This is a genomic window from Sphingomonas qilianensis, assembly GCF_039614825.1.
Lineage (GTDB): Bacteria > Pseudomonadota > Alphaproteobacteria > Sphingomonadales > Sphingomonadaceae > Sphingomonas > Sphingomonas qilianensis.
This window is the reverse complement of the sequence record NZ_JBDIMF010000002.1, coordinates 181,901-198,360: the sequence shown is the minus strand read 5'-3', so window position 1 is coordinate 198,360 and position 16,460 is coordinate 181,901. Positions and strand designations below refer to the sequence as shown.

Annotated in this window: 20 protein-coding genes; 13 read left to right on the top strand and 7 right to left on the bottom strand. The window is 65.9% G+C overall.

What is annotated here, in order from left to right; genetic code table 11:
- Positions 1–30: 30 nt before the first annotated feature.
- Positions 31–3,249, bottom strand: a complete 3,219-nt coding sequence (locus ABC969_RS07445) for an efflux RND transporter permease subunit (RefSeq protein ID WP_345864051.1) — start codon at positions 3,247–3,249, stop codon at positions 31–33.
- 3 nt (positions 3,250–3,252) lie between these two features.
- Positions 3,253–4,446: an efflux RND transporter periplasmic adaptor subunit gene (locus tag ABC969_RS07440; protein WP_345864050.1), complete on the bottom strand. Its 1,194-nt coding sequence runs from the start codon at positions 4,444–4,446 to the stop codon at positions 3,253–3,255.
- 272 nt (positions 4,447–4,718) lie between these two features.
- Between ABC969_RS07440 and ABC969_RS07435 the strand changes: the two genes are divergently transcribed.
- Positions 4,719–4,982, top strand: coding sequence for a GlsB/YeaQ/YmgE family stress response membrane protein (locus ABC969_RS07435; RefSeq protein ID WP_345864049.1), 264 nt, complete (start codon positions 4,719–4,721; stop codon positions 4,980–4,982).
- Between the two features lie 108 nt (positions 4,983–5,090).
- Positions 5,091–5,810: an SIMPL domain-containing protein gene (locus ABC969_RS07430; protein WP_345864048.1), complete on the top strand. Its 720-nt coding sequence runs from the start codon at positions 5,091–5,093 to the stop codon at positions 5,808–5,810.
- A 58-nt stretch (positions 5,811–5,868) separates the two neighbouring features.
- Here ABC969_RS07430 and ABC969_RS07425 read toward each other — a convergent pair whose 3' ends face one another.
- The 3 genes from ABC969_RS07425 to ABC969_RS07415 form a co-directional block, all read right to left on the bottom strand.
- The gene (locus tag ABC969_RS07425; protein ID WP_345864047.1) at positions 5,869–6,120 is read right to left on the bottom strand and encodes a GlsB/YeaQ/YmgE family stress response membrane protein; all 252 of its coding nucleotides are present in this window, start codon (positions 6,118–6,120) and stop codon (positions 5,869–5,871) included.
- Positions 6,121–6,277: 157 nt separating this feature from the next.
- Positions 6,278–6,577 (bottom strand): CtrA inhibitor SciP, encoded by a 300-nt coding sequence (gene sciP, locus ABC969_RS07420; RefSeq protein ID WP_345864046.1) that lies wholly within the window; start codon positions 6,575–6,577, stop codon positions 6,278–6,280.
- An 88-nt stretch (positions 6,578–6,665) separates the two neighbouring features.
- Positions 6,666–6,917, bottom strand: a complete 252-nt coding sequence (locus ABC969_RS07415; RefSeq protein WP_345864045.1) for a hypothetical protein — start codon at positions 6,915–6,917, stop codon at positions 6,666–6,668.
- Between the two features lie 123 nt (positions 6,918–7,040).
- Here ABC969_RS07415 and mnmA point away from each other — a divergent pair, with 123 nt between their 5' ends.
- Entirely contained in the window at positions 7,041–8,150 is a 1,110-nt protein-coding gene (gene mnmA / locus ABC969_RS07410) for a tRNA 2-thiouridine(34) synthase MnmA (RefSeq protein WP_345864044.1), read from the top strand.
- 4 nt (positions 8,151–8,154) lie between these two features.
- On the opposite strand, the gene ABC969_RS07405 is transcribed toward mnmA, so the two are convergent.
- Positions 8,155–8,844 carry a winged helix-turn-helix transcriptional regulator gene (locus ABC969_RS07405; protein WP_345864043.1) on the bottom strand — a complete coding sequence of 230 codons (690 nt, stop codon included), beginning with the start codon at positions 8,842–8,844 and terminating at the stop codon, positions 8,155–8,157.
- A gap of 82 nt (positions 8,845–8,926) precedes the next feature.
- Here ABC969_RS07405 and ABC969_RS07400 point away from each other — a divergent pair, with 82 nt between their 5' ends.
- The 6 genes from ABC969_RS07400 to ABC969_RS07370 all read left to right on the top strand — a co-directional run bounded on the left by ABC969_RS07400 (position 8,927) and on the right by ABC969_RS07370 (position 13,006).
- The gene (locus tag ABC969_RS07400) at positions 8,927–9,361 is read left to right on the top strand and encodes a VOC family protein (RefSeq protein ID WP_345864042.1); all 435 of its coding nucleotides are present in this window, start codon (positions 8,927–8,929) and stop codon (positions 9,359–9,361) included.
- A gap of 26 nt (positions 9,362–9,387) precedes the next feature.
- The gene (locus tag ABC969_RS07395) at positions 9,388–10,041 is read left to right on the top strand and encodes a glutathione S-transferase family protein (protein WP_345864041.1); all 654 of its coding nucleotides are present in this window, start codon (positions 9,388–9,390) and stop codon (positions 10,039–10,041) included.
- Between the two features lie 20 nt (positions 10,042–10,061).
- A complete protein-coding gene (locus ABC969_RS16465) occupies positions 10,062–10,781 on the top strand; it encodes a DUF1428 domain-containing protein (RefSeq protein ID WP_427916128.1) in 720 nt (239 codons plus the stop codon).
- Positions 10,782–10,791: 10 nt separating this feature from the next.
- Positions 10,792–11,604, top strand: a complete 813-nt coding sequence (locus tag ABC969_RS07380) for a VOC family protein (protein ID WP_345864040.1) — start codon at positions 10,792–10,794, stop codon at positions 11,602–11,604.
- Positions 11,605–11,878: 274 nt separating this feature from the next.
- Positions 11,879–12,532, top strand: a complete 654-nt coding sequence (locus ABC969_RS07375) for a glutathione S-transferase family protein (RefSeq protein WP_427916127.1) — start codon at positions 11,879–11,881, stop codon at positions 12,530–12,532.
- A gap of 15 nt (positions 12,533–12,547) precedes the next feature.
- Positions 12,548–13,006, top strand: coding sequence for an SRPBCC domain-containing protein (locus tag ABC969_RS07370; protein WP_345864039.1), 459 nt, complete (start codon positions 12,548–12,550; stop codon positions 13,004–13,006).
- A gap of 67 nt (positions 13,007–13,073) precedes the next feature.
- Here the strand turns inward: ABC969_RS07370 and ABC969_RS07365 are convergent, their stop codons facing one another.
- Complete coding sequence (locus ABC969_RS07365) at positions 13,074–13,685, bottom strand: J domain-containing protein (RefSeq protein ID WP_345864038.1); 612 nt, start codon at positions 13,683–13,685, stop codon at positions 13,074–13,076.
- 39 nt (positions 13,686–13,724) lie between these two features.
- Between ABC969_RS07365 and ABC969_RS07360 the strand changes: the two genes are divergently transcribed.
- The 4 genes from ABC969_RS07360 (at position 13,725) to ABC969_RS07345 (ending at position 16,360) form a co-directional block, all read left to right on the top strand.
- Positions 13,725–14,030 (top strand): BolA family protein, encoded by a 306-nt coding sequence (locus ABC969_RS07360; RefSeq protein ID WP_345864037.1) that lies wholly within the window; start codon positions 13,725–13,727, stop codon positions 14,028–14,030.
- On the top strand, positions 14,027–14,470 hold the full coding sequence (locus ABC969_RS07355; protein WP_345864036.1) for an NUDIX hydrolase: 444 nt from the start codon (positions 14,027–14,029) through the stop codon (positions 14,468–14,470). Before ABC969_RS07360 ends, ABC969_RS07355 begins: the two co-directional genes overlap by 4 nt.
- Complete coding sequence (locus ABC969_RS07350; protein ID WP_345864035.1) at positions 14,460–15,362, top strand: pirin family protein; 903 nt, start codon at positions 14,460–14,462, stop codon at positions 15,360–15,362. The genes ABC969_RS07355 and ABC969_RS07350 overlap by 11 nt, the downstream gene beginning before the upstream one ends.
- Positions 15,363–15,472: 110 nt before the next feature.
- Positions 15,473–16,360 carry an alpha/beta fold hydrolase gene (locus ABC969_RS07345; protein WP_345864034.1) on the top strand — a complete coding sequence of 296 codons (888 nt, stop codon included), beginning with the start codon at positions 15,473–15,475 and terminating at the stop codon, positions 16,358–16,360.
- Positions 16,361–16,460: the final 100 nt, after the last annotated feature.

The following is a 16,460-nucleotide window of genomic DNA, read 5'->3' as shown; positions in this document are numbered from 1 at the left end:
CCCTCCCCCGGCGGCCGGGGGAGCACGGCCTTATTCCGCCGGCTGCGGTGCGTCGCCGGGCGCGCCCGGCAAGCGTGGACGCGCGCCGGGCAGCGCGGCGTGCGGATCATGATCCAGCACCGGCTTGCCATCGTCGCCCGGCTTGAACGAGATCAGCCGGCTGCCGAGCTTGCGCCCGATCGCGCGTTCCATGCCCAGCGCCAGGCTGAAGCTCGATGGCACGATCAGCAGCGTGAGCACGGTCGACAGGATCAGCCCGCCCATCACCGTGACGCTCATCGGCGCGCGGAACGAGGAATCGCCCGTTAGAGACAGCGCGGTCGGCACCATGCCGGCGACCATCGCCACCGTGGTCATCACGATCGGCTGCGCGCGCTTGTGCCCGGCATCCAGGATCGCATCGAACCGCCGCACACCCTTGGACATTTCCTCCAGCGCGAAATCCACCAGCAGGATCGAGTTCTTGGCGACGATGCCGAGCAGCATGAGCAACCCGATATACACCGGCAGCGACACCGACATGCCGGCGATCCACAGCGCGATGCACGCGCCCAGCGGCGCCAGGAACAGCGATCCCAGATTGACGAACGGCGGCAGGAAGCGGCGATAGAGCAGCACCAGCACGGCGAACAACAGCAGGAAGCCCGAGGCTACGGCGATGATGATGTTGGCGACCAATTCGGCCTGCATCTTGGATTGGCCGACGGTCAGCCGCGACACGCCGATCGGCAGATCCTTGATCGCGGACAGCGCGTTGATCTGCTTCATCGCATCGCCCTCGACGATGCCCGGCGACAGATCGGCACCGATCGTCAGCTGGCGCTGCTGCGCGATGCGCTGAATCTCGGTCGGCCCGGCGCCAAAACCGATCTCAGCGACCACCTTGAGTGGCACCGAACCGCCGGTCTGCGTCGGTACGGCAAGGTTTTCGATATTGGCCAGCCGCTCACGGGCATTCTGGGCAAAGGCGACGCGGATCGGGATCTGCCGATCGCTGAGCGAATACCGCGCCGAATTCTGGTCGATATCGCCCATCGTCGCCACGCGGATGGCGTTGGACAAAGCCGAGGTGGTGATGCCCAGATCCGCGGCAAGATTAAGCCGCGGGCGGATCACGATCTCCGGCCGCTGCAAGCCGCCCTCGATCCGCGGCGCCTGCAGCGCGCGCAGGCTGGTCATCTGCGCGACGATCTTGTCCGCTGCCTGCTGCAGCAATTCGGGATTGTCGCTGCCCAGCGTGATCGACAGATCGCGATTGGGTCCGCCCCAGCCATTCTGATTCTGGAATGACACGCGTGCATCCGGGATGGCCGCCAGGCGCGGCGCGATCGAGCGCTCGAACTGCACGCTGGTCTGCGTACGATTCTCGTTCAGCGTCACGGTAACGCGACCATTGCCGACGAAGCTGCGCTGATAGACCGATGTGACCATCGGCTTTTGCGCCGCGAGCATGGCCGCGACCTGATTCACCACCTGTTCGGTATGCTGCAGCGTCGAGCCCGGGGGCAGCGCCACCGTCACGGTGGAGCGGTCATTATCGCGCTGCGGCTGGAATTCCTGCGGCAGGATCATGAAGATCGCGACCGTGGCAACCAGCGCGAGCCCGGCAATACCCAACACCCATACGCGGTGATCCATGAACCGCGCAAACACCCGCCAGATGCCGCCCTTGGCCTGCGCCGCGCGCATCCGCGTCAGATCCACCGTCCAGCGCAAGGTGCTCATATAGCGCCGCATGACGAAGCCGTCGGGCTTGGTATACTCGCCATGATGGCGCAGGAAATAGGCCGCGATCATCGGCGTCACCATGCGCGCGACGGCCAGGCTCATCAGCACCGCGGCGACCACGGTAAGCCCGAAATTCTTGAAGAACTGCCCCGAAATCCCCGGCATCACCGAGACGGGCAGGAACACCGCGACGATCGACATGGTGGTGGCGAGCACCGCCAGCCCGATCTCGTCGGCGGCGTCGATCGATGCCTGATAGGCGGTCTTGCCCATTTTCATGTGCCGCACGATATTTTCGATTTCCACGATCGCGTCGTCGACCAGCACGCCCGCCACCAGGCTGAGCGCGAGCAGCGTCATCTGGTTGAGGCTGAAGCCCATCAGCTCCATGAAGAAGAAGGTCGGGATGGCGGAAAGCGGGATGGCCAGCGCGGAAATCGCCGTCGCGCGCCAGTCGCGCAGGAACAGGAACACCACGAACACGGCGAGCACCGACCCCTCGACCATCGCGTCGATCGCGCCATGATAGGCCAGTTCGGTATCGTTGACGCTGGTCGACAGCATCTCGAAGCGCACCTTGGGATTGCGCTTCTCGAGCTCCTTCAATTTCTCCTCGGCGGCGTGAAACACCGTCACATCCGACGCGCCCTTGGAGCGTTTGAAATCGAACGACACCACTTGCTGCCCGTTGAACGCGGCGCGCGAGGTCTGCTCGGCATAGGAATCGCGCACATCGGCGATGTCGGCGAGCCGCACGGTGCGCCCCGTGCCCAGACTGATCTGCGTATCGCCCAGCGTGCGCACGTCGATGGCGTTGCCCAGCACCCGCACCGATTGCTCGGAACCGCCGATCTGCGCCTTGCCACCGGTGGCGTTGATGTTGACCTGGCGCAATTGCGCGTTGACCGCGGGTGCGGTGAGCCCGAGCGCCTGCAGCTTGACGGGATCCAGGATCACGCGAATTTCGCGGCTGACCCCGCCGTTGCGCTCCACCCCGCCCATGCCGGGGATCGACAGCAATTCCTTGGCCACCGTATCGTCGATGTACCAGCTCAACTGCTCGACCGTCATGTCGCTGGTGATCGCCGAGAAATTGGCGATGTCGTTGTCCGATGTATCGACGCGGCCGATCTGCGGTTCGAGAATGCCGTCGGGCAGGTTGCTGCGGATCTGCGTGATCGCATCGCGCAGATCGTTGACCGCACGATCGATATCGGCGCCGATCTTGAGCTGCAATATGGTCTGCGAGCTGCCTTCGGACACGGTCGAACGCAATTCGTCGACGCCTTGCACGTTGCGCGCCGCCGCCTCGACCCGCTTGGTCACCTGCGTTTCGAGCTCGCTCGGTGCCGCACCGGGCTGGCTGATCTGGACATAGGCGATCGGGAAATCGATGTCCGGATCCTGGTTGACGTCGAGCCGCATGAAGCTGACGATGCCGGCCAGCGTCAGCGCGACGAACAACACGATCGGCGGCACCGGATTGCGGATCGACCAGGCCGAGATATTGCGAAAGCTCATGGCTTAGCCTTTGCTTGCTGCCGCCGCGGTCACGGGGGCGACGACCGGATTGATCTGCTGGCCCGGATTAAGGAAGGCGCCGGCGGACAATACCACGCGTTCGCTGCCGCTCAAACCGGAAGCAATCGCCACGCCAGCATCGGATACCGCGCCGACCTTCACGGTGCGCCGCTCGACCTTGTTGCCGGCTCCCACGATGAACACGTAATTGCCCTTGTCGTCGCTCAACACCGCGGATTCGGGCAGTTGCGGCGCCTGCGCGCCGCCGCTGGTGATGTCCGCCGCGGCAAAGCCACCGGGGCGCAACGCGGCATTGTAGGACAAGGCGATGCGCGCCACGCCCTGCCGCGTTTGCGGGTCGATCACCGGCGATACCTGCCAGACCTGCCCCTTGAACGATTGCGCCCCGCCGACCGGCGTGACGATGGCCGGCACGCCCACGCTCAGCCCCGCGAGATCGGCTTCGCTGAGCAATGCGCGCATTTCCATCTCGCCGCCCTTGGCCATGCGGAACAGCACGCCCGAGCCCGAACTAACGATCTGCCCCGGCTCCACCGCGCGGGTCAGAATCAGCCCGGCGGCGGGCGCGCGAATATCGAGCCGCCCGTTGCGCGCCTGCTGTTCGCCCAGCGCCGCCTGCGCCACGCTGACGCGCGCCCGCGCGGCATCGCGTGTTGCCGTACGGCGCTCCAGATCGGCCTTGGAAATGAACCCGCGATCGACCAGGGCCGCTGCGCGCTTCACCTCGGATTCGGCGATCGCGAGATCGGCACGTGCCACGTTGATCTGCGCCGCCAGGCTGGCCGCGGTCTGCGCCTGAACCGAGCGATCGACCGTCGCCAGCACCTGGCCCGCGCCGACCCACTGGCCTTGTTCGACCAGCACGCGCGTCACCAGACCGCCCTCGCCCGCCACGCCGACGGGCATTTCGCGCCGTGCCGCGAGCGTACCGGTGGCCGAGATCACGCGTGCCACCATCTGTCGCCCGGGCACGGCCACGGTCACGCTGGGCAGTGCCGCGGCGCCTTGCGCCGCAGCCGCGGGTGGCGCGGCGCGCTTGGACAGGAAATAGCCGACGGCGAGCAGCGCCAGCACCACCACGATGCCGATCACCCACCATTTGCGCCTCGGCCGGCCGCTCTCGGCAGGCAACGCCAGGCGCCCGTCATTGTCGACCGTTGCCGATTCGTAATTCATGCCTGTCACTTTCCGTCCGCCCCGGTCCATCAGCACCGTCAATCGCGGACTGTGTTAGCGAAATAAGGCACCGATCTCAAGGCCCTTCCGCAACGCTGGTGTCTTGCCCGGTTCGTGGTCAATTCGCAAGATGAGCAACGCTTCGCAACGGCGGATTGATAATCCCGTCGCCGAACCGCGACGATCCAGAAACGTGTTGCTTTCCGGCCACGCCGACGCAACCGTCCGCGCGGTCGGCCACTGGGGCCGGTTGACGGGATTGGGGATATACGATGCTTGCTGAAGGAATTCTGGGGTGGGTCCTGATCGGCCTGGTGGCCGGCATCTTGGGCAAGGTCATCATGCCCGGGCGCGATCCCGGTGGGTTTATCGTCACCATCTTGATCGGTATCGCCGGCGCGCTGCTGGGCGGCTATCTCGCGCCGCTGATCGGCTGGGTGCCGCGCGCCACGTGGGAGCGCTATGCCGCCGCCACGCTCGGTGCGGTGATCCTGCTGGCGCTGTACCGTATGGTGGCCACGCGCCGCCGACGCTGACCGACCCGGCTGAACGCGGGCCGACTGCCCCGTTCAGCTGGCGTTGGCCGATCGCTGGCATGGCCGGTGCGGCAGGCCGCCCGGCTTGAACGACGACAGGAGTTTATCATGAAATTGCTTGCGCTCACGGCCCTCGCCGTTGCCGCCCCCTGGTCCGCTGCGGTCGCGCAGACCGCGCCATCGGTGGTGCCGATGATCCAGGCCGACGGCACCGTGCTCGACATCGCCGCCACGGGCCAGACCACCCGGGTGCCCGATCTGGCGACGATCCGCGCCGGCGTGGTGACGCAAAATGCCAGCGCCGGCGCCGCGCTGGCCGAGAATGCCGAACGGCTTGGCCGCGTGCTGGCGGCGCTCAAACGTGCGGGCGTGGCCGAACGCGATATCGCCACCGCCAATGTCAGTCTGCAGCCGCAATATCGCTATGGCGAAAATGTCCCGCCGGTAATCACTGGGTATCAGGCCAGTAACACGGTGTCGGTGCGCTTTCGCGCCATCGCCAGGTCGGGCGCGATCCTCGATGCCTTGGTCAAGGAAGGCGCCAACCAGATCGACGGGCCGAACCTGTCGATCGACCGGCCCGACGCGGCGCTCGACGAAGCGCGCGCCGATGCGATCAAGCGCGCCCGCGCGCGCGCCGAGCTGTATGCCAGGGCGTCTGGTCTGACTGTCGCCCGCATTGTCTCGATCGCCGAGAATGGCGAAAATGCCGGTGGCGCGCCGCCCCCGATGGCGTTCCGCCTGGCGAAAGCGGAATCCGACACGCAGATCGCACCGGGCGAGACGGATGTCACGGTCACGCTCAGCGTCCGCTTCCTGCTGAAATAACGAAAAGGGCCGCCCGGTCGCCCGGACGGCCCTTCTTCACGTACCAGCAGTGCCGCTTTTAGCGGACGCTGCCGCGACGCACGAGGTTAACGATCGCGAGCAGGATGATCGCGCCGATCAACGAATAGAGGAACGTCGTCACGGTCACGACCTGGTTGATGCCACCGCCGAACAAGAACGAGGCGATCACCGAACCGATGATGCCGACGACGATGTTCAGCAAGATGCCCTGCTGCCCGTCGGTGCGCATGACCATGCTAGCAAGCCAACCAACGACGCCACCGACGATGAGCCAAATGATGATACCCATGATTTTTCCCTCTGTTAACGCCCGCTGATCGGGCTACGGGAAACAAGACTCGCAAGCGCGGTTATTTGTTCCGCAAGCGGTCTGTTTTTGCAGGGCAAATAAAAACGGCCCACGCCTCGCCGAGGAGTGGGCCGCCCTGTTAGCACGCGAGAATGGCTCAGTATTTCTGCTGGCGATCGTAGAGCGACCGATAATGCTGAATGCGCGTAACCCGCAGGCCCGGCATGCCCGAGCGATCGATCGCGCGCTGCCAGCTGGCGAATTCCTCTACCGTCAGACCGTAGCGATCGCATACTTCGTCGACCGACAGCAGCCCGCCATTGACCGCTGCCACCACTTCGGCCTTGCGCCGCACGACCCAGCGGGTCGTTTCGCGCGGCGGCAGGCTATCCAGTGTCAGCGGTTCGCCGAGCGGCCCGATCACCTTGGCAGGGCGGATGTTCTGGTTCTCAATCATAGCAACCTCGGATGGGGGCGGGGGCACCCGTTCAATTTCAAACAATCGTTCGCATAAGCGAGCCATAGGCCTCGGATTTGAACACAGCTTAAAGCGGCTCGGTAAATATTGCCTTTATATCTGTTTCCGACAGCAAGGACGCTGCCACCGCGGCGTTGAACGCACCACTCAGCGGCGCCAGGCGCAGCCCGGTCACCACCTCATCCGCCAGCCGCGCGTGGGACAGGGCCGTCGGGCTTGCCGTCTGACGCGCCACGATCGCGACGAGCATGACGGCCAGATCGGGCGGCAGCAGCGTCGCCGCCGCGGCATGGTCGAAACGAGGAAAAGATAGATCCAATCTGCGCCCTTAGCTCAAGCAGCGAAGGCACGGGTGATACCGTGTCAATCTAAAGGCCGGGTAAAGACGCCGCGCGGTGCGCGACTTTTTGCAATGGACGGGTTTGGGGCTTATGGCCGCGGCATGACCGACAGCGGTGATTTTCAGCTCGGCGCCGATCTCAGGGGCAAACGCATCGTCGTGGCGATGTCCGGCGGGGTCGATTCGTCGGTCGTGGCAGGGCTTGCCCAGCGCACGGGCGCGGAAACGATCGGCATCACGCTGCAGCTGTACGATCATGGCGAGGCGGTCGGTCGCAGCGGCGCGTGCTGCGCCGGGCGCGACATTCGCGATGCCCGCGCGGTGTGCGATCGGCTGGGCATCGCGCATTATGTCTATGATCACGAGACCAGCTTTCGCGAACAGGTGATCGATGGCTTTGCCGATGAATATCTCGCCGGACGCACGCCGATTCCCTGCGTGCGCTGCAATATGGGGCCGAAATTCACCGATCTGTTCGCGCTCGCGCGCGATCTTGGCGCGGATTGCCTGGCCACCGGCCACTATGTCCGCCGCGTCGCGGGGCCAGCGGGTGCCGAACTGCACCGCGCGATCGATCCGGCGCGCGATCAGAGCTATTTCCTGTTCGCCACCACGCAGGATCAGCTCGATTATCTGCGTTTCCCGCTGGGCGGTCTGCCCAAGGCGCGCGTCCGCGAACTCGCCGCCGAATTCGGTCTCGCCGTCGCCGGCAAGCCCGACAGCCAGGATATCTGCTTCGTCCCCGATGGCGATTATGCCAGCCTGGTCAAGAAACTGCGCCCCGAGGCGGCCGCGGGCGGGGCGATCGTCGATCTCGCCGGGCGCGAGCTCGGCGCGCATGCCGGCATCGTCAATTTCACCGTGGGCCAGCGCCGCGGGCTCGAAATCGGCGGCAGCCCCGAGCCGCTCTATGTCGTCCGGCTCGAGCCGGACACGCGCCGCGTCGTGGTCGGCCCGCGCCGCGCGCTGGCGGTCGATGCCGCGCGGCTGACCGAGATCAACTGGCTCGGCGGCGATCATGCCGGGCCGCTGACCGCCAAGGTGCGCTCGATGGCCCAGCCCGTGCCGGCACGGCTGGAGAACGGCCGCGTGCTGTTCGATGCGCCCGAATATGGCGTCTCGCCGGGGCAGGCGGCGGTGCTGTACGATGGCGATCGCGTGCTGGGCGGCGGCTGGATCGCGGAAACCGAACGCGCGCAGATCGCCGCCTGACGGCTCAGCCCACCTTATCGGGCAACGCGAACAGCGTCGCAAAACGCGTTGCCAGCGCGACATCTCCTTTCATGCCCAGCGCGCCCGAGTCCACCGCCCATAGCAGCGGGAGGCCACCGTAAAAGACCGGCAGAAACGCATTCGTTTCGCCCGTCAGCACCGCATCCGCGCCCGCCACCGGCGCCCGTGCCACGCTGATCGCCCCGTCCGCCACGCGCGCGACATACTCTTCGCCGCGCAGCTCAAATCCGATCGTCGCGACCAGATCGCCGATCCGCTCGGGCACCAGCAGCATCTTGAGCGACAGCAGCAGCGCGGTCGGCGAGAAATGCAGCATCGGATCATGCCGCGGCGAACGCAGCGCCCAACGCCCCAGCCCCAGCACGACCGACTCGCACTCTCGCCCCCACGCGGTCAGCAGATAGACCTGCGCGCGCGCCGGCGGTGGCAGTATCTCGCGGGCCACGATCCCCGCTGCCGCGAGCCCCTCCAGCCGCTGTGTCAACACGTTGGCGCTGATCCCGGGTAGCCCCGAGCGCAGATCGCCGAAACGGCGCGGCCCGAGCAGCAATTCGCGGACGATCAGCAGCGACCAACGCTCGCCGACCAGTTCCATGCCCAGCGCCGTGCCACAGGCATCGTCATACCATTTTCGATCGACCGTCTCAGTTCTAGTTACTTTTTCTAACTTCATAGTTGTTTTTACTAACCGTCGGCGGCATCATCGTCAAATCGCGATTCGCCCGATGGAGCGTTTCGCACGCAGGGAGAGACATATGGCCAGGATGATTTTCGTGAACCTGCCGGTCGCCGACGTGGCGGCATCCACCGCGTTCTATGAAGCGATCGGGATGGTGAAGAACGAGAAGTTCTCCAACCCGCAGGCGTCGGCGATGGTCTGGTCCGACACCATCCACTTCATGCTGCTCGACCACGCTTTCTATAGCACCTTCACGCCCAAGCAGATCATCGACGCGCACAGCACCAGTGGCATGCTGCTGGCGCTCGCGTTCGACAGCCGCGCCGAAGTCGATGCGATTACCGCGGCGGCGGTCGCGGCGGGAGGCGCGCAACTGCACGACGCCGAAGACATAGGCTTCATGTATTCGCGCGCCTTTGCCGATCCCGACGGTCATGGCTTTGGCCCCTTCTGGATGGACCCCGCCGCCGCGGCGGACGGCCCCCAGCAGATGGCCGACGCCGCGGCCTGAGCAAGCCACCAGCAGGGAGATACATCATGACCCCGATCATCACCGCGTTCGAATGGGTGCCCGAGTTCGCCCGCTCCTACGTCCGTGACATGCGCGCGCGCTGGGCGTTCGAGGAGACCGGCCAGCCCTATACTGTCGATGTGATCGATTTCGAGACCGTCAAAGGCCCGGCGCATCGCCGCCTCCAGCCCTTCGGCCAGATCCCGACCTATCGCGACGGCACGGTCGACATCTTCGAATCCGGCGCGATCGCGCTGCACATCGCGCGCCAGGCGCCGGGGCTGCTGCCCGCCGATCCCGCGGGGCAGGCGCGCGCCGAGCAATGGGTGATCGCCGCGCTCAATTCGGTCGAGCCGTGCGTCATGCAACTGGCAGTCGTCGACATTTTCGAAGCGGATCGCCCCTGGTCGGCCGCGCGCCGCCCCACCGTGGTCGAGGATATCCGCGCGCGTCTGGCCGATCTGTCCACCGCCCTGGGGGACAAGCCGTGGCTCGATGGCGATTTCAGCGTCGGCGATCTGATCATGGTGTCAGTGCTGCGCGGGTTGCACGATAGCGGCCTGCTCGATGAATTCCCCAATCTCGCCGCTTATGTCGCGCGCGGCGAAGCGCGCCCGGCCTACCAGCGCGCGCTGGCCGCGCATCTGGCGGATTTCCGGGCCGAACCGATCGCTGCCTGATCCGCCCTCAAGGAGAAACGATGATGCCTTATGTCCAAGGGTTCGTGCTCGCCGTGCCGAGCGCCAACAAGCTGGCCTATATCGATCACGCCACCAAGTCGGTCGCCCTGTTCCGCGAATTCGGCATGACGCGCATGGTGGAATGCTGGGGCGATGATGTTCCCCCGGGCAAACTCAACGACTTCCGCACCGCAGTGCAGGCCAAGGATGACGAGACCGTCGTATTCAGCTGGCTCGAATGGCCCTCCAAGCAGGTTTACGAAAATGGCATGAAGCGCATGATGGAGGATCCGCGCATGGCCGAGATGGGCGAGATGCCGTTTGACGGGCAACGCATGATTTTTGCCGGCTTTCTGCCCGAAATGGATGACGGCCCGCGCGGTGCCACCGGCTATGTCGATGGTTTCCTCATCCCCGTCCTGCCGGACCGGAAGGAGGCCTATTTCGCCATGGCGCGCAAGGCATCGCCAATGTTTCAGGAGCACGGCGCGACACGGATCGTCGAAGCGTGGGGCGATGACGTGCCCGCCGGCCAGGTCACCGATTTCTATCGCGCCGTGCACGCCGAGGACCGCGAGAATATCGTCTTTTCCTGGGTCGAATGGCCCGACAAGACCGCGCGCGACGCCGGCATGAAAAGGATCACGGCGGACGAACGCATGAAAACCCCGCCCGCTGAGATGCCGTTCGACGGCAAACGCATGATCTTCGGCGGCTTCACGCCAATCCTTGACCAATAGGAGACGCAAGATGCGCAATCTTCATGGCAGCCCGATCTGGTATGAGCTGACGTCGCCCGATCCCGACGCGGCCAAGGCATTTTACGAACAGGTCATCGGCTGGACAGTCCACCCGCCCGAACCGGGCGGGATGGATTACCGCATGATCGACTGCGGCAATGGCGATTTCATCGGCGCGCTGGCCAGCGCAGCGGGCGAGCGGCCGCCCGGCATAGGGCCGGGCTGGAAATTCTATCTCGGCGTCGATGATACCGATGCCATCGTCGCCAAGGTCATCGCCGCCGGTGGCAGCCTGATCAGCGGGCCGCACGATCTGCCCGGGGTCGGCCGGCTCGCGCTGGTCGCCGATCCCCAGGGCATTCCTTTTTATGTCATGCGCGGCGCGAGTGACGGTGAAAGCACCGCCTGGGATCGCACCGGCATGGGCAAATGCAATTGGAACGAACTCAACACGCCCGATCAGGCCGCTGCCAACGCCTTTTATGCCGACCTGTTCGGCTGGACCTATCCCGACAAGCTGGCGATGGGCGAGATGGGCGATTACGTCTTTGTGGCGGCCGGCGACGAGACGATCGGCGCGACGATGACCGCGCTGCCCGGCCCGCCGCCTGCCTGGCAGTTCTATTTCCGTGCGCCTGATATCGACGCCGCGGCCGCAAAAGTGGCGAGCGGGGGCGGCACCGTCCATGCCGGCCCGATGGACGTCCCCGGCGGCGATCGCATCATCGTCGCGAGCGATCCGCACGGCGCCATGTTCGGCGTGGTCGCCCCGGCGACGGGGCACCAGCATGACGGCCCGGATCGTCCCGTGCATCTGGTATGAGGGCGCGGCGGAAAAGGCGGCCTCTTTGATGCCGCCAGCTTCCCCGATTCGTCGGTCGATGCCGTGTCGTTCCGGAGCTCACCGAGGATCCGGCCGGGAAAGCGGCTGCGGCTGGTGTAAGGACTAATGGGGTGTATCATGGCAGATATCGCCGCGCAGCTTGCTCGCGGCGATAACGCGGGCTGACCAGACAAAGGCGAGCGGGAGGCGGGGCGATGATGACGATGCACAGGATCGATATTGCCGCGATCGAGCGCGCAGTGGCGGGCGGCTGATGCTCGAACTGTTCGCGCATCCCTTCTCGTCCTACTGCCAGAAAGTGCTGATCGCGTTCTACGAGAACGACACGCCGTTCGCTTATCGCATGCTCGGCGCCGACCAGCCGCGCAACAGCGCGGAATTCGCGCGCGCCTGGCCGCTCGGCAAGTTTCCCGTGCTGCTCGATTCCGGGCATGCGGTGATGGAATCGAGCATCATCATCGAACATCTGCACCTGCGGCACCCCGGGGCGGTGCGGTTTTTGCCGCTGGATGCGGACGCGGCGTTGCAGGTCCGCATGCTCGATCGCATTTTCGATCATCATGTCATGTATCAGGTGCAGCGCGTGGTGAACGATGCGCTGCGCCCGGCTGCGCGCCGCGATGTGATCGAGGTCGAGGAAGCCAAGGCCGCGCTCGAGCGCGCTTATATCTGGCTCGACGCGCATCTTGCCGGCCGCGAGTGGGCGGCGGGCGGCTTCGGCCTGGCCGATTGCGCCGCGGCGCCCGCCTTATTCTATGCCGATTGGGTTCATCCGATCGACCCGGCACACGTCAATCTGCGCGCCTATCGCGCGCGCTTGCTCACCCGCCCGTCCTTTGCCCGCGCGGTCGAGGAAGCCCGCCCGTACCGCAGCTATTTCCCGCTCGGCGCGCCTGATCGCGACTGACATCCAGGAGCCATCATGACCGACACGTACGAACTCTCCGTTACCCGCCTGATCAACGCACCGCTCGCCACCGTGTGGGCGATCGCCACTGAGCGCATGGCCGAATGGTGGTGCCCCAGGCCCTGGACCACCGAGATCGTCGCCCAGGAATGGTACGCCGGCGGGCGCTCGGCCATGGTCATGCGTGGTCCCGCGGGCGAAAAACATGCCGCGGAAGGCGTGTTTCTGGAAGTCGTACCGCTCCAACACTTCATCACCACCGACGCGTTCGCCGCCGGCTGGGTTCCGCAAACCCCGTTCATGACCGGCCGGTGGGAATTCGCCGAGGAAAACGGCCAGACCCGCTATACCGCCCGCGCGCAGCACTGGACGCAGGAGGCGCGCGACCAGCACGAGGCAATGGGCTTCACCGAAGGCTGGAGCAAATGCGCCGAGCAACTCGCCGAGATCGCGGAACGCGAGGCGACGGCGTAGCCAATACCGTCACCCCAGCGTTCGCTGGGGTGACGTACGGCGGTTGTCGCGACCGCCCCTTATACCCTCACGCAAACGCCGCCGCGCTTTTGAGCTGCGTATAAGCCGCGATCACTTCCTGCAGCGCCTTTTCGTGGCTGCGATCGCCGCCGTTGCGATCGGGATGAAACTTGCGCACGAGTTCCGCATAGCGCGACCTGAGCCCGCGCCGGTCGACATCCGTGCCGAGCCCGAGCACTTTCAATGAGCGCCGATCGACTTCGGACAGTGGCCGGCCATCCTGCCGCGCCGCCTCCGCCTTGCGCTGGAAGCGCGCGCCGATGGCATCGAGCGGATCGGTGAAATCGGCCCATTTGGGCGGCCGGTCCGCACCGCCCGTGCCGGTAAAGGCGCGCGTCTCGCGTTCCCACCCGGCAAAGGGCCGCTGCGCATCGTGAATCTCGTCCACGCTCATGCCGTTGAAGAAATTATACCCGGCGTTGAACGCGCGGACATGCTCCAGGCACAGCCAGCGATACGGCCGCGGCCCCTCATGCCCGCCGCCCACGCCGTCCAGCAGCGGCGCACGGAATTCGCCCGGCTCCCGGCAGCCGGGCTCGGCGCACACCTGCCCGGTATCCGCAATGCGGCCATGAAACCGCACGCCCGGCCGGTCCTTCTTTTCACGCTGGTCCGCCACGCGGCTCCCCGAATGCCAAAAGGAGGTTATATAGGGCGGATGACAGACCTCGCCACCACGCCCACCACGCCGCCCACCGCATCCATCGCCGATCAGATCACCGCTCGGCTGACCGCAGCGCTCGCCCCGACGCATCTCGCCGTCAGCAACGATAGCGCGCAGCATGCGGGCCATATGGGCGATGATGGCACCGGCGAATCACATTTCTCGGTCGAGATCGAAAGCGCCGCCTTCGCCGGCGTGTCGCGCGTCCAGCGCCAGCGCCTGGTCAATCAGGCGCTGGCCGATCTGCTGCGCGATCGCATCCACGCGCTGGCCATCCGCGCGCGCGCGCCCGGCGAATGACGGCACGGCGCCCCCGCCCGGCCGCGCGCATCCTGCTCACCGATCCCGCCGGCCGCGTGCTGCTGTTCCGCTTCACCCCCGATGACCGCCCGGCTTTCTGGTGCACGCCCGGCGGCGCGGTCGATGCGGGCGAAAGCTACGAGCAGGCCGCCGCGCGCGAGCTGATCGAGGAAACCGGCCTCGCGCTCGATCCGGGCCGCCAGATCGCCCAGCGCAGCGCCGATTTCCTCACGCTCGAGGGCGTCGAGGTCACCGCCGACGAACGCTATTTCCGCGTGCGCAGCGATGTCGCCGACATCGACACCAGCGGCCATACCGCGCTCGAACGCCGCGTGATGCGCGCCTGGCGCTGGTTCGACCGCGCCGACATCGCCGGCCACGCAGAAACCATTTATCCCGAAGACCTGCTCGCCCTGCTGGAGGCCACCGATGACCAATGACGATCTGTTCCTGCAGACCATCACCCCCGTCAGCCACGATCTCGGCGGCTTCAAGGTGCATCGCACGCTGCCCAACAAGCAGCGCACGATGGTCGGCCCGTTCCTGTTCTTCGATCAGATGGGCCCGGCGCAGCTCGCCATCGGCAACGGGATCGACGTGCGCCCGCATCCGCATATCAATCTGGCGACGGTGACCTATCTTTATGCCGGCGGGCTCGATCATCGCGATTCGCTCGGCACTTGTGCCACGATCGCGCCCGGCGCGGTCAATCTGATGACCGCGGGGCACGGCATCGTCCATTCCGAACGCTCGCCTGTGTCCGAGCGCGCCACCGGCCCGCAATTGTCCGGCATCCAGACCTGGATCGCGCTGCCCGAAAAAGACGAGGAGATGGATCCGGCGTTCGAGCATGTCGAAAAGGCCGCGCTGCCGACGGTGGAGACCAGCAACGCAAGAGCGCGCGTGATCATGGGCGATCTGTGGGGCGTGTCCGCGCCGACCACCACCTATGCCAGCACGATCTATGCCGATATCGTGCTCGATGCCGGCGGCGCCGTGCCGATCGACGCCGGAGCGGACGAGCGCGCGGTATACCTCTCGATGGGCGAGGCGACGCTCGACGGCATCCCGCTCGAGCCGATGGTGCTGTACGTGCTCAAACCCGGCATCGCCACGTCGCTGCGCTCGGCCACCGGCGGGCGCGTGATGCTGTGCGGCGGCGAGGCGTTCGCCACGCCGCGCCACGTATGGTGGAATTTCGTCAGCTCCAGCCGTGATCGTATCAACGAAGCCAAACGCGCGTGGAAAGCGGGCGCGTTCCCCAAGGTGCCCGGCGACGACCAGGAATGGATCCCGATTCCCGAAATCCCGCTGACGGTCAGCTATCCGTAAAATTCCCCTCCCGCTTGCGGGAGGGGCTAGGGGAGGGCATGTCCACAAGTACCGCGCGTGACTGGTCAGGCCCTCCCCCGACCCCTCCCGCGAGCGGGAGGGGAGAAGAAATGCCTGATTTCAACCTGACACCTGTAACCCTCTCCACCGGCGTCACCTTGAACGTCGCGGCCGAAGGCGATCCCGCCAACCCGGCGATCATCCTGCTCCACGGCTTCCCCGAATCGCACCGCACGTGGCGCCACATCATCCCCGAGCTCGCCAGGACGCACTACGTGATCGCCCCCGATCAGCGCGGCTATGCCCGCTCGTCCAAGCCGGCACAGGTCAGCGATTACACGCCCGACAAGATCGTCGCCGATCTCATCGCGCTCGCCGATCACTATAAGATCGATCGCTTCACCCTGGTCGGCCATGATTGGGGCGGCGCGATCGCCTGGATGGCCGCGCTGACTCGCCCGGACCGCATCGCCCGGCTGATCATCGTCAACGCGCCGCACCCCTATATCTTCCAGAAGACATTGTTCGACGATCCGGCCCAGCGCGAGGCCAGCCAGTATATCACCAAATTCCGCGATACGTCGCTCGATCAGGGGCTGATCGGCGCCGGCCTCGAACGTTTCTTCGGCACCACCTTCGCCAAGGTGCTGACCAAGACCGTCGCCGGCCAGGACAAGGCCGCCTATCTCGATGAATGGAGCCAGCCCGGCGCGATGACCGCGATGCTCAACTGGTATCGCGCCAGCCAGATCGTCGTTCCCGGCATGGACGAAACGCCCGAGCGCCCGGCCTTTCTCGACGCGCCCTTCCCCCCGGTGACGCAGCCGACATTGGTCATCTGGGGCATGCAGGACAAGGCGCTGCTGCCAAGCCAGCTGGAGGGGCTCGATGCGCTCGTGCCCGACCTCACGGTGGTGCATGTCGATGCCGGTCACTTCGTCCCCTGGGAAGCCCCCGAGGCGGTGGTTCACACGATCAGGGCGTGGCTGGGCGGATAAATAGCGGCGGCTTCTTTACTGGAAGTTGGTTCGCGCAGAGGCGCGGAGGCCGCAGAGACGGGCATGCTTGTCGCTCTGCGACATTTAACAACCAGCCGAC

Excerpts from the sequence above, each read along its gene's own strand:
- mnmA (WP_345864044.1), top strand. The coding sequence starts at position 7,041 with ATGACCGACAGCGGTGATTTTCAGCTCGGCGCCGATCTCAGGGGCAAA.
- ABC969_RS07370 (WP_345864039.1), top strand. The coding sequence starts at position 12,548 with ATGACCGACACGTACGAACTCTCCGTTACCCGCCTGATCAACGCACCG.
- ABC969_RS07440 (WP_345864050.1), bottom strand. The coding sequence starts at position 4,446 with ATGAATTACGAATCGGCAACGGTCGACAATGACGGGCGCCTGGCGTTG.
- ABC969_RS07375 (WP_427916127.1), top strand. The coding sequence starts at position 11,879 with ATGCTCGAACTGTTCGCGCATCCCTTCTCGTCCTACTGCCAGAAAGTG.
- ABC969_RS07360 (WP_345864037.1), top strand. The coding sequence starts at position 13,725 with ATGACAGACCTCGCCACCACGCCCACCACGCCGCCCACCGCATCCATC.
- ABC969_RS07435 (WP_345864049.1), top strand. The coding sequence starts at position 4,719 with ATGCTTGCTGAAGGAATTCTGGGGTGGGTCCTGATCGGCCTGGTGGCC.
- ABC969_RS16465 (WP_427916128.1), top strand. The coding sequence starts at position 10,062 with ATGATGCCTTATGTCCAAGGGTTCGTGCTCGCCGTGCCGAGCGCCAAC.
- ABC969_RS07380 (WP_345864040.1), top strand. The coding sequence starts at position 10,792 with ATGCGCAATCTTCATGGCAGCCCGATCTGGTATGAGCTGACGTCGCCC.
- ABC969_RS07430 (WP_345864048.1), top strand. The coding sequence starts at position 5,091 with ATGAAATTGCTTGCGCTCACGGCCCTCGCCGTTGCCGCCCCCTGGTCC.
- ABC969_RS07445 (WP_345864051.1), bottom strand. The coding sequence starts at position 3,249 with ATGAGCTTTCGCAATATCTCGGCCTGGTCGATCCGCAATCCGGTGCCG.
- ABC969_RS07400 (WP_345864042.1), top strand. The coding sequence starts at position 8,927 with ATGGCCAGGATGATTTTCGTGAACCTGCCGGTCGCCGACGTGGCGGCA.
- ABC969_RS07355 (WP_345864036.1), top strand. The coding sequence starts at position 14,027 with ATGACGGCACGGCGCCCCCGCCCGGCCGCGCGCATCCTGCTCACCGAT.
- ABC969_RS07425 (WP_345864047.1), bottom strand. The coding sequence starts at position 6,120 with ATGGGTATCATCATTTGGCTCATCGTCGGTGGCGTCGTTGGTTGGCTT.
- ABC969_RS07345 (WP_345864034.1), top strand. The coding sequence starts at position 15,473 with ATGCCTGATTTCAACCTGACACCTGTAACCCTCTCCACCGGCGTCACC.
- ABC969_RS07350 (WP_345864035.1), top strand. The coding sequence starts at position 14,460 with ATGACCAATGACGATCTGTTCCTGCAGACCATCACCCCCGTCAGCCAC.
- sciP (WP_345864046.1), bottom strand. The coding sequence starts at position 6,577 with ATGATTGAGAACCAGAACATCCGCCCTGCCAAGGTGATCGGGCCGCTC.
- ABC969_RS07395 (WP_345864041.1), top strand. The coding sequence starts at position 9,388 with ATGACCCCGATCATCACCGCGTTCGAATGGGTGCCCGAGTTCGCCCGC.
- ABC969_RS07405 (WP_345864043.1), bottom strand. The coding sequence starts at position 8,844 with ATGAAGTTAGAAAAAGTAACTAGAACTGAGACGGTCGATCGAAAATGG.